Source organism: Roseivirga pacifica, assembly GCF_900111145.1.
In the GTDB taxonomy this organism is placed as follows: domain Bacteria; phylum Bacteroidota; class Bacteroidia; order Cytophagales; family Cyclobacteriaceae; genus Roseivirga; species Roseivirga pacifica.
In genome coordinates, this window is the sequence record NZ_FOIR01000002.1 from 1,446,941 (window position 1) to 1,462,565 (window position 15,625).

Below are 15,625 nucleotides of genomic sequence, written 5' to 3' on the forward strand. Positions count from 1 at the left end.
AAGTGCATTAGTCACTTGTGGCAAAAACACTTATATTTCAGGGTGAGAAAGTATTTATTCGTTCTTTTTCTTTTTGCAGCACACACACAAGCACTTTTGGCCCAACTGGCTGGCACTCCACCAAATGGTCCTGTAAGCATGTCGCTTGGCGGTGTGTCCTCCCCCATTGGCAACAGCTGGTCAATTTTCAACAACCCAGCCGGCCTAACATACCTAAATGGTGCCGATGCCATTTTTGGTTATCAAACTATTTTCGACTACTCCCCTTTTAATACCGTAACCGCAGCTGTTAACTACCCTACAGAGTTTGCTACAGCATCTTTTGGCGTTTATCGCTTTGGCGATGAATTGTTCAACAGCGCTATGGCCAGTTTAGGCTTGGCCAAGAAAATCGGCATTATGAGTTTGGGCATTAAAGCAGATTACTTGCAGTACAATATTGATGGCTTTGGCAAAAAAGCTGTTTTTGTTGCCGAAATGGGCGGTATTGCAACGCTTACACCTCACCTTACTTTTGGCATGCACTTATACAACTTTACCCAAGCGGTTATAAGTGATGCTACAGGCGAAAAAGTACCGGTGATTATTCGCCTATCTATGAAGTACAAAGCAGCCGAAAACTTAGCGCTGTATTTAGAAGGTGAAAAAGATATTGACCTTGATGCCGATGTAAAATTCGGTTTGGCGTATGCCATAATTGAAGCACTTGAACTGCGAACGGGCTTTTCTACAACAACCAATCGCATGACTTTCGGGGCCGGCTTTAATGTAAAGCAATTTACGATTGACTACGGCCTTCGTTCCAACCCTTCATTGGGTGCCACACACAATTTCGGTTTAACCTACAGATTTACCCGTTGAATAAATATGGATACATTCTAACACTCTTCCTTTCATTTTTCTTCACACACAACCTAAAAGCGCAAACGGCCGAAGACTTTGACTTGGAACTGTTCATTGAAACACTTTTCAATGTGCAAGAAGAAGGTATTAATTACGAAGACCTGTACGAAAGGCTTTTGCTACTCTATGAAAACCCAATAGACTTGAACCTGGCCAACCGTATTGATCTCAAGTCGCTGTTTGTACTCTCCGACCAACAAATCGATGAGCTACTCTTATACAGAAAGGAAAATGGCCGCATTGTAAGCCCATATGAATTAATGTATTTGCCCGGTTTTGACTACCCCACGCTACAAAAGATTTCGCCATTTATAACTGTTTCTTCCACCGGCAAACCGCTTAACCAACAACCGCTACTTCACCGCATATTGAATGAACGCAACAATTACTTGCTATTACGATACGAACGTGTTTTGGAGGACAAACGCGGTTACATTACCAATAGCGAAAATCGCTATGCAGGCACTGCCGACAAACTCTATTTACGCTACCGTGTATCAAAGCCCGGAGATTTTAGCCTTGGGTTAACAACAGAGAAAGACCCTGGTGAAGCACTGATTTGGGACACAGAGACCTACCGAAGAGGAATGGACTTTTGGTCGTTTCATTTTATGCTGGAAAACCAAGGCAAGTTGAAAAAGACGATTGTTGGCGATTATCAGCTGCAGTTTGGACAAGGCCTACTTTTTAACAGCGGATTTGGTGTGGGCAAAGGCGCTGAATCGGTTAATGCTTTGGAACGGGTGACGCTTGGGGTTCGCCCATATACCTCGGTAATAGAAGGTGGTTTTTTACGCGGTGCAGCGGCTACCTACGCGCTAAATTCAACCATAGATGTAACAGCCTTCTATTCTTACCTAAAGCAAGATGCTTCCATTCAAACGGGCGAAGCAGATGAATTCGAGAATTTCTTCTCAAGTATTCAGATAACTGGTCTACACCGTACGCCTTCAGAAATTGCCAAGAAGAAGCAAATCGCAGAATCACTAGTCGGCTTCAACCTAAATTATCGGCCTGATGATTTTAAATCCTTTGGTGTGAATTTCTACCATAACCAATTCAGCCTACCCATTTTAAAAGATAATGACGCCTATAACCGCTTTGAATTTTCAGGCACCCAAAACCAAGTGGGCAGCATTTACGGCAATTATACATTAAAGCAATTTCACCTATTTGCCGAAGGCGGCATTTCCAAAAGTGGTGGAACCGGTATTGTTGGTGGCTTTACTACTCAACTTAGCCCGCGCATAGACTTCGGTATGGTGTTAAGAAACTATGACACCAACTTCCACAGTTTTCGTGGCAGCGCCTTTGGCGAAGGCAGCAGAAACATCAATGAATCTGGTATTTATTGGGGGCTGAAATACACCTTGAACAAGCAGTTTAGCCTTACGGCTTACTACGACAGCTTTCGTTTTCCTTGGCTGCGATTTCGTGTTAATGCGCCTAGCAAGGGCAATGATGTTATGCTTCGCCTAAACTATATCCCATCTGGTAATGTGCGATTGTATGGCCAGTTTAGAAGAAAGAATAAGGAGATTAATTCGGAAGATTTAGAATCGGGAGAAACCGTGGTATTACCAGGTATTAAGAATCAATTTTTGGTCAACTTAGAACTAAAGGTCACACATTCACTTTCACTCAAATCGCGGGTACAATGGAGTGACTACACGCTTAATGGAGAGCGCACCAAAGGCAACGCCTTCTTTCAAGACGCTGTTTTTACACATGGAAAATGGGTGATTAGCGGCCGAATGGCACTTTTTGACACTGAAGGTAACGAAAACCGACAGTACGCATATGAGCGAGACTTACTCTACGCATTCTCCATACCTTCATTGAGCGGGCTAGGAATTCGCAACTATTTACTCTTTCAGTACAAAGCCACGCGCAAGCTCGATTTTTGGGCGAAAGTTTCGAGAGGCACCTTTTTTGATAGAGATGAGATTGGAAGTGGTTTGGAAACTATTGATGGAAACAAGCGCACCGATGTTAAGCTTCAGTTGCGCATAAAATTCTGAATCATACCATTCAGGAATTTAGCCTTGTTGGCTAATGTAAACTTTGATATTTTCCGCCATCAATTCAGAACCTAAAATAGAAGCAATATGAGGAAAGTCCTATTACTGGCTTGTGCAGTAGTGTGCTATATGCAGGCCACAGCACAAGGCAAAGCTGACAGAAAAGACAGCGACCGTTGGCAACAATACGCCAAGTACACCATGGAAATCGACATGAACGTTGAAACTAACCGATTTGATGGCGTGCAAAAAATTGTATACACCAACAACTCGCCAGATGAGTTGGATCAGGTTTTCTACCACCTTTACTTCAATGCATTCCAGCCGGGCAGCATGATGGACGTTCGTTCAAGAACAATTGGCGATCCGGATAGAAGGGTTCAGGATAGAATTTCGAAACTTTCTGATGACGAAATAGGCTATCAGAAAATCAAAAGCCTAACCATGAATGGCAAGGCGGTTGAGCACAAAACAGAAGGTACTGTTTTAGAAGTAAAGCTTCCGCAGCCGATTAAACCAGGGCAAACTGTGACTTTCGACATGAAGTTTGAAGGCCAAGTGCCGTTGCAAATTAGAAGAACAGGTAGAGACAATGCCGAAGGCGTTCGTTACACCATGACGCAATGGTATCCTAAATTGGCTGAGTACGATTACCAAGGCTGGCATGCCGATGAATACATTGGACGCGAGTTCTACGGTATTTGGGGAGATTTTGATGTAAAAATCTCAATTGACAAGGATTACGTAATTGGCGGAACAGGTTACCTACAAAACCCACTTGAAATAGGTCACGGTTATGAGAATGAAGGCCAAACAGTAAAACAAAAAGTTAAAAACGGTAAGCTTACATGGCACTTTGTAGCACCAAATGTGCATGACTTTGCTTGGGCTGCAGACCCAGACTATGCGCACGACAAACTAACCATGAAGAATGGTATGGTTTTGCATTTCTTCCACCAAAAAGGACAAAACGAAGAGAATTGGGCTAAGTTAATGCCTTTGGCAGAACAAGCATTTGAGTATGCCAACAAGCACTTTGGCCAGTATCCATACAAGCAGTTCTCTGTAATTCAAGGTGGTGACGGTGGAATGGAATACCCAATGTCTACCATGATTACTGGAAACAGAGGTAGCCTTTTGGGCGTAACGATTCACGAAGCATTGCACGATTGGTACCATGGTGTTTTAGGCAATAATGAAGCTCTAACACCTTGGATGGACGAAGGATTTACATCTTACGCTTCTGGCAGAATCGGACGCCACATTCGCAACCCACAGCCAGAAGAACCAACGCTTGAAACTCTTGGTACACCAGCAGGTGGTAGCTACCTAAGAATTGCCATTAGCGATATTGAAGAACCTCTAAGTACGCATTCAGATCATTACAACCTAAATGGTGCTTACAGTACTGCTGCTTATGGAAAAGGTGCTGTTTGGATGAGCCAATTGGGATATGTAATTGGTGAAGAAGCAAGAGACAAAGGGCTTTTGGAGTACTTTGACACTTGGAAATTTAAGCACCCGAACCCTAACGATGTATTGAGAGTATTTGAACGCGTATCTGGTTTAGAGCTTGATTGGTACAACGAGTACTTTGTTTACACTACAAAAACCATCGATTACGGAGTGAAGGAAGTTGTAGGCGAAAACAATTCAACCAAAGTTACTTTAGAGAAAGTTGGCTTAATGCCAATGCCAATGGACGTGGTTGTAACCTATAAGGATGGCACCAAAGAAGTACACTACATGGCACTAAGAATGATGCGCGGTGAAAAACCAGCTGAAACTAACGACCCTCGTGTAGTTCATGCCGACTGGCCTTGGACCAACCCTACTTACGAATTCAGCATCGACAAACCATTAAGCGATATCGTTTCTGTAGAAATTGATCCTTCAAAAAGAATGGCTGATGTAAACAGAGATAACAATAAGTGGGAGGCAACAGCTATTGAGAACAAGTAATAGCCGCTCGCTTTAAAAGACAGAAGCCCTACTCTTGAATGAGTAGGGCTTTTTTGTTACGACATTTCTTTCTCTTCCATCAGAAAAACAAACTGTTTTAATCCTAGTTTAAAACATATCATTACATTAAAGGGGTATACTTTTAACCACCTTATAATAAACACTATGAAGCGATACCTACCATTTTTAATCACACTAACACTATTCGCTTATGGCTGTAATCAAGCTCCTCAGTTCACGGTTTATGGGGAAATTGACAACTATGAAGGTTATGTCTTTTTACGGTATGGCGATGCGGTTGATAGCACTATTATAGAAGAGGGTAAGTTTATATTTGAAGGAACCGTTGAAAGGGTGATGCAAGCAGCAATAACCAATAAAGCTGATGGTGTTTTTTCAGCCCCTTTTTATTTAGACAATGATAGTGTTTATGTCAAGACCACTTTCGCTGAGCCATATATAAAAATGATTGAGGCTCATAGCCCGGCAAACACGCTAGTCACTCAGGTAATTGATGAAGTTGGTGCGATAATGGAAGACGAGCAAAAACTCCGCAGTAATGGCATCTTCCTATATATGGACTCCATCACACAGCTATACCCTCGAAATGACTTCATTATAGATGTTACCATGGAAATTGTCAGTGGCGATTATATCACCTTACAACAATCAGATAAACTCCTTGGCACAATTGATACAACACTAATACATCCTGTGGAATTCGAGGCAGTCAAAACAGCAATCAGCAGACAAGAAAGGATTAACCCAGGAGATGAATTCCCAGCATTTAGTTTTAATGGCTTAAATGGTGAAACTTTTACTCAAGAGAGCTTTCCCAACCAGTACTTACTCATTGATGTATGGGCTACATGGTGCGGTCCATGTATTCAGTCATTCGAAAAACTTAAACCTATCTACGAAGACCTTGATGGAACTTTAGAAATACTAAACGTCTCTATTGACCCATACCCGCAATTACCAATCAATTTTCTTGAAAAAAATAAGCTACCTTGGAAACAAGCATACGCAGAAGGTGAATTCGGCAACCCTTTCCTAAAGCAATTAGGAGTTGTTTTTCTACCTTTCTATTATCTTATAAGTCCTAACGGTGAAATTCTAGCAATCAACCCAGCTATTGAAGAGATTCCTGAATTGATAAAAAGTAAAGGTAGTTTGAAAGGAGTTCTGAAATGATCGACAACCTAGGATTATACATTATGGCCGGTATTTATATACTTGCTGGTATCCTGCATTTTTTAAAACCTAGGGTCTATCTCAAAATAATGCCTCCCTATCTGCCCTACCACCTTTTACTGGTATATCTAAGTGGTATTTGCGAAGCCTTGTTTGGAGCTTTGTTGTTGTTCCCTGCTACTCAGAGTATAGGCGCGTGGGGAATCATAGCTACTTTAATTGGCGTTTTCCCTGCCAATATTTACATGCTCACTTCATATAAAGGCAAAAAGAAATGGTACAAACTAGCGCTTTGGCTAAGGCTACCGCTTCAATGCTTGCTCATTTACTGGGCTTGGTTATACACTTAATGCATAATTAACCCACCAAGATGAACTAAAGACAGGAAAGGCGGTGTTCTTCGACAGATTAATAAACCGACTTTTGAAGAACAAATCACTCGTAAAATTCACCATTCTTTTCTGTAGTATGATGACCGTAATGGCGGGAGCGACCATAGCTCCATCATTACCAGAAATGACCAAAGCATTCAGTCACAACCCATCGGCCGAAACCTTGGTTAAGTTAATCCTAACAATTCCCGGCCTTTTCATTGGGCTAACCTCTCCTTTTTCGGGCTGGATTATTGATAAGTTTGGAAGGATAAAGCTGCTCGTTTCAATGCTGTTTCTATACGCTTTGGCAGGTAGTTCTGGGCTTTACCTCAATTCGCTTTTAGAAATTATTGTTGGTCGTTCTCTATTGGGTATTGCAGTGGGCGGCATTATGACCACCGCCATTGCCTTAATTGGCGATTATTTTGAAGGAGAAGAAAGGCAGAAGTTCTTAGGTACTCAAGCGGGAGTTATGGCATTATCTGGCACCATCTTCATTTCCTTCGGTGGCTTTTTGGCCGATATTAGCTGGCGATATCCATTTGCCATTTATCTTATGGCACTGGTTGCTATTCCTTTCGTAATAATTTATTTGAAAGAGCCTGCTCGCACAGTTAGCAAGCCCCCACAAAAAGGCGCTACAATACCTAAAATGGCTTGGACAGTCTATCTTATTTCATTTCTAGGAATGGTAGTTTTTTACCTCATGCCCGTGCAAGTTCCGTTTTTAATGAAGGAAATTGCTGAAGTTGGTAATACCGAAACAGGAGTGGCCATTTCCGGGGTAATGCTCGTTGGTGGCATTATGTCTTTTCAATATCCAAAGTTGAAAAAGAGGCTCACTCACTATCAAATATACGGGCTTACCTTCCTGTTTATGGGGATTGGCTATTGGCTTATTTCGAATGCCAATAGTTATGCCATGACATTTCCTGGCTTATTAATCTCTGGTCTAGGTGCAGGGCTTTTAATGCCCAATTCAAACTTATGTTTGGTTACACTAGCATCAGCTGAAAATCGCGGTAAAGTGCTCGGCTTTCTAACCACTTTCATTTTTCTAGGTCAGTTTGCATCTCCCTTGTTCTTTCAGCCTTTGGTGAATGCTACTTCAATTAAGGGTGCTTTTCTATACTTAGCTGTTGGTTTGGTAGTCATTTCAATTATATCTCTCATAAGAAATAGAAGGCTTGTAAAGGCTAGCGCATAAAAAAACCTCAGCTAATTGCTGAGGTTCAATTCTTTATTTAAAACAATGCCTAATTGCCGTTTCCTAAAATATAGCGGACGTTGAGGCCAAAACCTCCGGCATAGAAGTCTGTGTCTTCCACTATTCTGAAATAAGGCCTCCAATCGATACTCAACGATAGCGGTATTTGAAATCGATATTCTAAACCAATTTCGCCAGCCGCACCAAATGCAAAGTCGTCTCCAAAACCTAAGAAAGGACCTGCACCTACATACCAGTTAAAGGATTCTTCACCCAGAGGACGGTAGATAAAATCCCAAAGTGCATCAACACCAAAGTCGACACCATCGTTACCTCCAAACGAAACATTGGCGTGAACTCGGCTAAACTCACCGATACCAATAATACCATCTACGGCAAAGTTACCACCGGTCACATCACCGAAACGCACACCTATTTCGGACTGTGCATTTACTTGGCTGAGGCCCGCAAAAAGAAAGAGAGCAAAAACGAATATTAATTTTTTCATACTTAATAGTTGTTAATCACAATGAAGATAAAAAATAATTGACTCTTATATCAACTTCAAATATCAATTTTTGTTCGAATTTTATTATTTCCCTGAAAACTAAGGCTATAAAAAAGAAGGCCACTCGAAAAGTGGCCTTCTAAAATCTGTCTCTTAATGCTTTTTACTTCACTACACTCACTGTGTAATTTCCAGCTATTCCTGCTGCACTATTCGTTCCGCTATGGCTAAAAGTGAAGGTAAACCTGTTGGCGTTGAGCAACGAGATTGTCACCTCTTTGCCATCGTCAACCTTAATGGTTCTTGCTTCTTCATCACCCCACTGCCAGGTACCGCTTGCATTGAACAAGTCGGCTCCGTTGGTGGTGGTGTAACCGCCATCTGTAAAGGACAAGGTAAAGCCTGGGTAGTTGGCACTAACATCAGTGCCATCTACTTCTATTCGGCCTGCGCCATTGCCCAAGTTCCAGTCACCACCAAGTACCTCAAAGGCTCTTTCTCTGGCGTTTGGTGCAGAGGGTACGTCATCATCTTTACACGATGACAGTACCACTACAAATGCTAATATGATCAGTATGCTTATGCGTTTCATCTTCGATTATCTTTTAATCATTACTTTTTTGTTCACTACCGATTTATCATTACTGAAACGGACTATGTAAATACCGCTTTCATAGGAAGTAACTCTTACTTCTACCTTGCTATCTGTTATGTCCTTCTTAGTGAACATTGGTTTACCTGTCGCATTGTAAATATTCACATCTACAGGTAGTCCATACAATTCTGTAAGGTCTAATGTAATGACATCGCTAGCTGGGTTCGGATAAACACTTATGGCTGCTTCATCTATCAGCTGATCGTCCACATCCGTTACAATCACTCCTTCACCAGAAACGGCCTCAACTTCTACACCACCTTCGTAATCGAAGACTACATTGCCGCTATACTCACGAGCTGACTCTGGTGTAAATACTGCGTTTATTTCCTTGCTTTCTCCTACACCTAATATAAATGAACCAGGAACAACACTAAAGCCAGTAGGCGTAGAAGCAACTCTTACTTCTACTGGTAGCTCTCCATTGTTGGTAGCTGTCCATGTTTTGGTTGTTGAGAAGCCTAGGATGGTCTCTTCGAAAGCACCTTCACCCGTTACAAAAACCGAATACTCAAGCACGTTATCCACTGTTATTGTCAGTGCCTGCTCAAAGGTTCCACCAAAGCCATCATCAGTTTTTACTCTAATGCTATAGCTGTCCTTGGTTTCAAAGTCGAAGACTTCAGCAGTTAATAACTGATTACCATTGATGCTAAAGCTCGCATTGTCTGTATCGCCTGTACCTGCCACTAAAGTGTAAGTATGGCTGTCTGTTGCATCTTGGTCCGTACTTGCTATTGTTCCAACTACTGAGCCTACTGCACTATTCTCGTCAATGCTCGAGCTGCTTAAGCCAATGGCTGTTGGCAGGTAATTGGTTGTATAAACATCACCAGTAAAGTCTGCTGTCAGTGCATTGGTAGCTGCATCGAGTATGCTGCTGTTGGCTTTCAGGTTCAGGCCAATAGTTCCTTCTCCTGAAACACCATTTACATTCACCGTATAGGTTTTAGCATCTACTACAGTTACCGAGTTGATGCTTGCAGTTGCCGTACCTGTAACCACTGTTTCAAAGTCAGCAATATCTACTCCTGTAACATCTTCAGAGAAGGTTACAGTGAAGTTAGCATCGGTATCTGCTGTGTTCAGTTGATCGGCTTCTGCCCTTGTAATACTGCTTACCGTTGGTGCTGTGCCATCGAAAGTAGTGCTTATGGTGTTTGCTGATGCTGCACTGGTGTTGCCTGCTTGGTCATTCACTGTTCCTGCCGGTAGTGTTACACTTACCGCTCCATCAGCCGATGGCGTTACAGTGGCTGTCCAAACTAAGCCAGCAGTAACTACTGAGAGGTCAGATGCCGTACCATTAGCAATGGTGAAATCGGTCAACTCAAGCCCTGTTACTTGCTCATCGTAAGTTACCGTTACAGTAAGTGCTTCATTTGTCAAGCTACCAGTGGCTGTACTCAATGTTGGAATAGCCCTGATTCCATCAACATTGATGGCTGCCGTGCTGGCTACATTGTTCAAGGCCAATATTGCATTGGTAGCAAACTGATCGACTATCGAACCTCCGTTCAAGTTGATGTTGGAACCAATTGCTATACCGTCTGTATCCAAGTCGCCTTCGGCAATGGTATAACTAAATGTAAGTGAATTGCTATTGCTCGCATCGGCTGCTACTGTGGCTTCTTTTGCGGATGCACCAAGTGTTATCGGCAAACTCAGGCTACCGCTTGTATTTACAGGCAGCGTAAAGTTAACCGTAAACTCAAGCTCATCGCCAATACCGTAAGTATCTGCTGCCGGTACACTTACACTGGTAACTACCGGAGCTGCAATAATTGTAAAGGTCCAGGCCGTGTTGTTACTGATTCCTACATAGCTGTTTCCTGCATCGTCTGTAAATGCTCCTGCATCTACAGTTACATAGAACTCTTCGCTAGGTGGCAACAACAAGCTGGTCGGGTCAATGGTTACTTCAGCGCCCGATACCACTACGTTAGCACTTGTTATATCTATGGTTTCCAATACCGTGTCATCACTGCTCTGCTTAATTGTGATGTTACCGGTTCCTTTGTAAACATCTTCACTGAAGTTCATCACAAGGTTGGCATTTGGCAGCACGTCCGTTGCGTTATCGGCTGGGGTTAGTGTAGCATCCAATGCTTGGTCTAGCACTATTGTCAGTTCACCTGCTGTTCCAACATTACCTGCTACATCGGTTGCCATAGCACGAAGTGTCAGGTCATTCACTGTTCCATCTACAAGTACCCCTCCTATTGTTGAACCAACATCAATTGACCAGTTGCCTGAGCCATCTGTTGTGGCTGGCAGACCTGTGAAGGTGGTTCCGTTGTAGGTCAACTCTACCTCTACCGAAGCGCTGGCTTCTGCAGTTCCTGAGAAGGTCATCGCATCTCCAATAGTATAATTGGTCAGGTCATCGCTGTCGCTAGTTCCTTTGTCTGATGTTGCATCAAGGTCTACAGCTGGTGCTTCTGGCGCTGTGATATCCAGTGTGATATCGTAAGTAGCCGCTGCACTGGTGTTTCCTGCTGCATCAGTTATGGTTATGCTTACAGTCTCTCTAGCATCTTCTGTTAATGCATTGGAAATATCCATAGACCAGTTGCCACTACCATCTACCGAAAGACCGGAATAAGTAACACCATTGAATGTCAGGTCGAATGTAGCATTCGCTTCTGCCGTACCGCTGATGGTTACATTGCTCATGTCATTGATAATGCCATCTGAGCTGCTTGCCCCTGTATCATTGGTAATTCCATTGAAAGTGGCTGCAGCTGGTGCTGTGGTATCAACGGTGACATTTACGGCTGTGCTATTGGCGCCAGTATTGCCAGCGGCATCTGTTGCATTAGCAGTAACTGCAATGGTTCCATCTGTTAGTGGGGTAACACCTGTGTAAGCCAATGTCCAGTCTCCTGAAGCATCTGCTGTGGTTGTCCCCACACTATTTCCATCTACAAATATCTCTATTGTAGCATTGGCTTCTGCTGTACCATTTACTGATGGGGTATTGTCACTCGTTATTCCATCACTGGCACTTGAGCCGGTATCATCACTTACTGAAGTAACAATTGGCGCAACTGGTGCTGTAGTATCTAGTACTGTATCATCTGTTGCTGCCGTACCTACATTGCTCGAGGCATCGGTCAATGTTACTGATAGGGTCAGTGTTCCATCGTTCAGTCCTGAAAGGTCGGCTAAAGTAACCTGGTCTGTTGCTGTAGCAATTGTTCCTGAACCAGTCACATTGGTTCCGCCATTGCTTGAGCTTACCGTATAGTTGTAAGTAGTACCAACCTCTGCACCTGCAAAGGTGAAGGTAGAGGTTGATACTTCTGCTCCGCCAACCAAGGCATCATTCAGGGTAACGGAGTAACCTGATGGGGCGGTTAAGTCATCATCGTCATTGGTAGTAACCGTTACTGTTTGATCCGCAAGACCACCAAAGTCGCTATCACTGGCCGCTACATCTACAGATAGTGTAATGGTAGACATTACATGTCCATCTTCAATAGCATCATCGGTTCCTGTAATCACTACAGTCTGAGGAGTATCCCAGTTGATTGAAGTGAATGTCAAAGCAGCGCTTCCTACTGTTGCTTCACCTGTATCGTTGCTAGATACATTGATCACAACATCACTACCAGGTTCTGCATCTAGTACCACCGTAAACTGGTCAGTCGTTCCAGTCTCTGAAACTGTTGCCGTGGTTTTGGAAATGGTAAAGCCTGCAATATCATCGTCTGTATTATCTACACTTACTGTTTGATCCGCCACAGGGTCATATACATCATCACTTGTAGCATCTTCTATCGCTAGGGTAATATTGAAGCTCTGTGTACCATCAATAATATCGTCATCTACTCCAGTTACCGTTACTGTCTGTGCGGTATTCCAGTTAGCTGTTGTAAAGGTTAACGTAGAAGCACTCACTGTTCCTTCTCCTGTATCTCCACTAGTAATCGAAATCACTACATCACTCAAAGGTTCAGCATCGAGTACTACATCAAAGCTATCAGTTCCACCCGCTTCAGTAATTTCGGTGGAGCCAGCGGTTTCTGTAATTGTGAAGCCAGCGGTATCATCGTTTTCAATTGTTCCTAGTCCTACATTATCGGAAATAGTAACATTTCTACCACTTGCTTGAAGGCTAGAAAGAGTTACTCCAAATCCCTCATCAAATTCAGCTAGACCATCGTTAGCTACTGTTACAGTGATTTCTTCTGTCTCACCTGCTGTTCCAGCAAAGTTCAACTGGCCTGAGGCACTCGTATAATCACCATCCGCTGTAGTAGCTGTAGCATCATTCGTGGCATAGCTTAGGCTAATACCTGTATCTACCGCCTTATTCAAGGTAACTGTAAATACAAAGTCTGTTGTCGCTCCGCCATCGGCATTTTCTGCTTTGGACACATCATCTATTGATATGCTTGCTGCATCGTCATTCGTGATAGTACCCAAGCCAGTGGCGTCCGAAATGGTCACGTTCTTTCCTCCTGCTTGAACATTGCTAAGGGTTACTGTGAATGTTTCATCTAGTTCCACTATATCATCGTTCGCTACGGTTACATTAAAGGTTTGCGTTTCACCGTCTGTTCCTGTAAAGTTCAATGTTCCAGTTGCTGCGGTGTAATCGCTTGCACTTGCTGTGCCATTACTTGTGGCATAGTCCACTGAAATAGCTTGATCTATGCTACCAGTTAGCGTAGCTGTAAATGTATAAGTAGTTGTAGCACCACCGTCTGCATTTTCGTTTTTGGTCACATCATCTATGGCAAAAGTTGCAGCATCGTCATTTGTGATTGTTACTGTTGCCTCATCACTTACCCCTACAGCCAAAGTTGTAGCACTTAAGTTGGTCATAGAAACCTTAAATGTTTCATTGGCCTCTACTATGGCGTCTAGACCAGGTGTAACTGTGAAAGTTTCAGTCTCCCCTGCTGTTCCTGCAAAAGTTAGCGACTGTCCTACTAGGGCGGTGTAATCACTATTTGCGACAGTTGCTGTACCATCTACCGTTATCACCTCTAAGGTAAACCCTCCTTGCACAGGGTTATCTAACGTAGCTGTTAATGTTATTGCGCCATCATCTTCATTACCACTTTCATCTGCGATGGTCACTGTGGCCGTATCATCATTATTAATGGTTACAGTTGCGTCATCAGTAACATCGATATCTCCAGAAGCCACCGTTGCAGGAGTAAGGTTACTCATGGCAACTGTGAAGGTTTCGTTTGCTTCAAGTTTAGAGTCAGATCCAATAGTAATGTTTACATTCTTTGACTCACCAACTGTACCAGTGAAAGTTACTGGACTAGAAACCAAGGCAGTGTAATCGCTATCTGCAGTAGTAGCTGTTCCATCGGCAGTACTTAAGTCTACAGTAAGACCTCCATCTACCGCTTTATCTAGCACTAAGCTTACAGTAGCCGTTCCATCTTCTTCGTCAACAGTAACGTCTGCAATAGTTACAGTTGCTTGGTCATCGTTGGTGATAGTTCCTGTACCTGTACCGTCACCAATCACCATATTGGTACCAGTAGGACTGGTTAGCGTTACGGTTATTGTTTCATCATCTTCAACAATAGCATCGCCAGCTACACTAACGGTAATTGTCTTGCTAGACTCTCCTACTGCAAAGCTTACTGTTCCTGAAGCAGCTGTATAGTCTGAAGCTGAGCTGGCTGTACCATCAGAGGTAGCATAGGCTACAGTTGCTCCTCCTGCTGGTGCTGGTTGAGATAAAGAAACCGTAAAAGTAAGGCTTGTGCTACCAGACTCTCCTTCTGCAACAGAAGGGTCATTAATTGATATTTCTGTTTGATCCGTGGTAGTAAAGCTCCATGCTGAGGTGCTTATTATCCCCCCAAAGGCATTACCGGCAACATCCTCAAACGCTCCATTATCAACCAAAATATAATGCTCTGTTATGAGTGCAAGGTCTGAAGTATTATCAAATGTAACTACGTTACCAGAAATGGATACAACAGTATTATTGGTCACATCAAAGGTTCTTACTACACCATCATCACTCACTCTATGAACAGTAACATTACCTGTATTCGCTGCTACATCCTCATTAAATGTAAGAGTAAAGTCTCCATTCAAACTCACACCCGTGGCATTGTCTGCTGGACTTAATGTACTGATTGTAGGGGCCGCGTTGTCTACTAGAATAGCCGATGTATTTGGTAGCGTTGGTAAAGTAGTGTTCAAAGCATTGCCTGCTTCATCTTCAACACCTACGTCTCCTACATCGAAAGAGCTAATTACAATACCATCGCTATCGCTGTCAGTAACTCCTACAGAATAGGTAAACGTCCATATATTGGTGCCATTTCCTGATGCATAGGTAGCTGCTTTGGTTGACCCTCCAACATCGATCACCAAATACGGAGGTTCGCATGAGCTTCCATCGTCATAATTCACTGCATCACTAAAGGCAACAGTAAACGTTAGATTTTTACCTGAGTTGTAGGAGCCATCAGCAGGTGCTGTAATTGATGTAATTGTTGCTGCTGTATTGTCAACCACAAAAGTATTATCGTTCGTACCTGTTGGTGTAGTATTCACTAAGGCATTGCCTGCAGCGTCTGCAATATCCTGAGCACCAGAAAAGCTTAAAGTAACCGTAGCATTTAAACTTGCTAGATCTCCACCGGATGCAGTTACTCTGTACACATTCCCACTTGGATTAGTCACCGTGGTAACTGTTCCTGTAGTTCCTGATACGGAGAAGTCTGCTGTTCCTACATTCGCAACTGCTTCATCAAAAGTTACATCCCATACTAGCTGGTCTGCATTGGTAGGGGTCGTAGTTGGAGATTGACG

Annotated in this window: 9 protein-coding genes; 6 read left to right on the forward strand and 3 right to left on the reverse strand. The window is 43.0% G+C overall.

Annotation, left to right across the window (positions count from 1 at the left end):
• The first annotated feature begins 42 nt into the window (after positions 1 to 42).
• The 6 genes from BMW98_RS15125 to BMW98_RS15150 all read left to right on the forward strand — a co-directional run bounded on the left by BMW98_RS15125 (position 43) and on the right by BMW98_RS15150 (position 7,661).
• Positions 43 to 861 carry a PorV/PorQ family protein gene (locus BMW98_RS15125; RefSeq protein ID WP_139177593.1) on the forward strand — a complete coding sequence of 273 codons (819 nt, stop codon included), beginning with the start codon at positions 43 to 45 and terminating at the stop codon, positions 859 to 861.
• Positions 858 to 2,924, forward strand: a complete 2,067-nt coding sequence (locus tag BMW98_RS15130) for a ComEA family DNA-binding protein (RefSeq protein ID WP_090259417.1) — start codon at positions 858 to 860, stop codon at positions 2,922 to 2,924. The genes BMW98_RS15125 and BMW98_RS15130 overlap by 4 nt, the downstream gene beginning before the upstream one ends.
• Positions 2,925 to 3,011: 87 nt before the next feature.
• Positions 3,012 to 4,886 (forward strand): M1 family metallopeptidase, encoded by a 1,875-nt coding sequence (locus tag BMW98_RS15135; protein WP_222843653.1) that lies wholly within the window; start codon positions 3,012 to 3,014, stop codon positions 4,884 to 4,886.
• A 165-nt stretch (positions 4,887 to 5,051) separates the two neighbouring features.
• Positions 5,052 to 6,080, forward strand: a complete 1,029-nt coding sequence (locus BMW98_RS15140; protein ID WP_090259419.1) for a TlpA disulfide reductase family protein — start codon at positions 5,052 to 5,054, stop codon at positions 6,078 to 6,080.
• On the forward strand, positions 6,077 to 6,430 hold the full coding sequence (locus BMW98_RS15145; protein ID WP_090259420.1) for a DoxX family protein: 354 nt from the start codon (positions 6,077 to 6,079) through the stop codon (positions 6,428 to 6,430). The genes BMW98_RS15140 and BMW98_RS15145 overlap by 4 nt, the downstream gene beginning before the upstream one ends.
• A 73-nt stretch (positions 6,431 to 6,503) precedes the next feature.
• On the forward strand, positions 6,504 to 7,661 hold the full coding sequence (locus BMW98_RS15150; RefSeq protein WP_139177595.1) for an MFS transporter: 1,158 nt from the start codon (positions 6,504 to 6,506) through the stop codon (positions 7,659 to 7,661).
• Between the two features lie 49 nt (positions 7,662 to 7,710).
• Here BMW98_RS15150 and BMW98_RS15155 read toward each other — a convergent pair whose 3' ends face one another.
• The 3 genes from BMW98_RS15155 to BMW98_RS15165 all read right to left on the reverse strand — a co-directional run.
• Positions 7,711 to 8,169, reverse strand: coding sequence for an outer membrane insertion C- signal (locus BMW98_RS15155; RefSeq protein WP_090259422.1), 459 nt, complete (start codon positions 8,167 to 8,169; stop codon positions 7,711 to 7,713).
• A 163-nt stretch (positions 8,170 to 8,332) separates the two neighbouring features.
• Complete coding sequence (locus BMW98_RS15160) at positions 8,333 to 8,761, reverse strand: hypothetical protein (RefSeq protein ID WP_090259423.1); 429 nt, start codon at positions 8,759 to 8,761, stop codon at positions 8,333 to 8,335.
• Positions 8,762 to 8,767: 6 nt separating this feature from the next.
• The coding region (locus BMW98_RS15165; protein ID WP_139177597.1) for a Calx-beta domain-containing protein at positions 8,768 to 15,625 on the reverse strand (6,858 nt) is incomplete at its 5' end.

Bases quoted from the DNA above. Each gene is read 5' to 3' on its own strand.
- BMW98_RS15160 (WP_090259423.1), bottom strand. From the start codon at position 8,761: ATGAAACGCATAAGCATACTGATCATATTAGCATTTGTAGTGGTACTG.
- BMW98_RS15145 (WP_090259420.1), top strand. From the start codon at position 6,077: ATGATCGACAACCTAGGATTATACATTATGGCCGGTATTTATATACTT.
- BMW98_RS15135 (WP_222843653.1), top strand. From the start codon at position 3,012: ATGAGGAAAGTCCTATTACTGGCTTGTGCAGTAGTGTGCTATATGCAG.
- BMW98_RS15140 (WP_090259419.1), top strand. From the start codon at position 5,052: ATGAAGCGATACCTACCATTTTTAATCACACTAACACTATTCGCTTAT.
- BMW98_RS15155 (WP_090259422.1), bottom strand. From the start codon at position 8,169: ATGAAAAAATTAATATTCGTTTTTGCTCTCTTTCTTTTTGCGGGCCTC.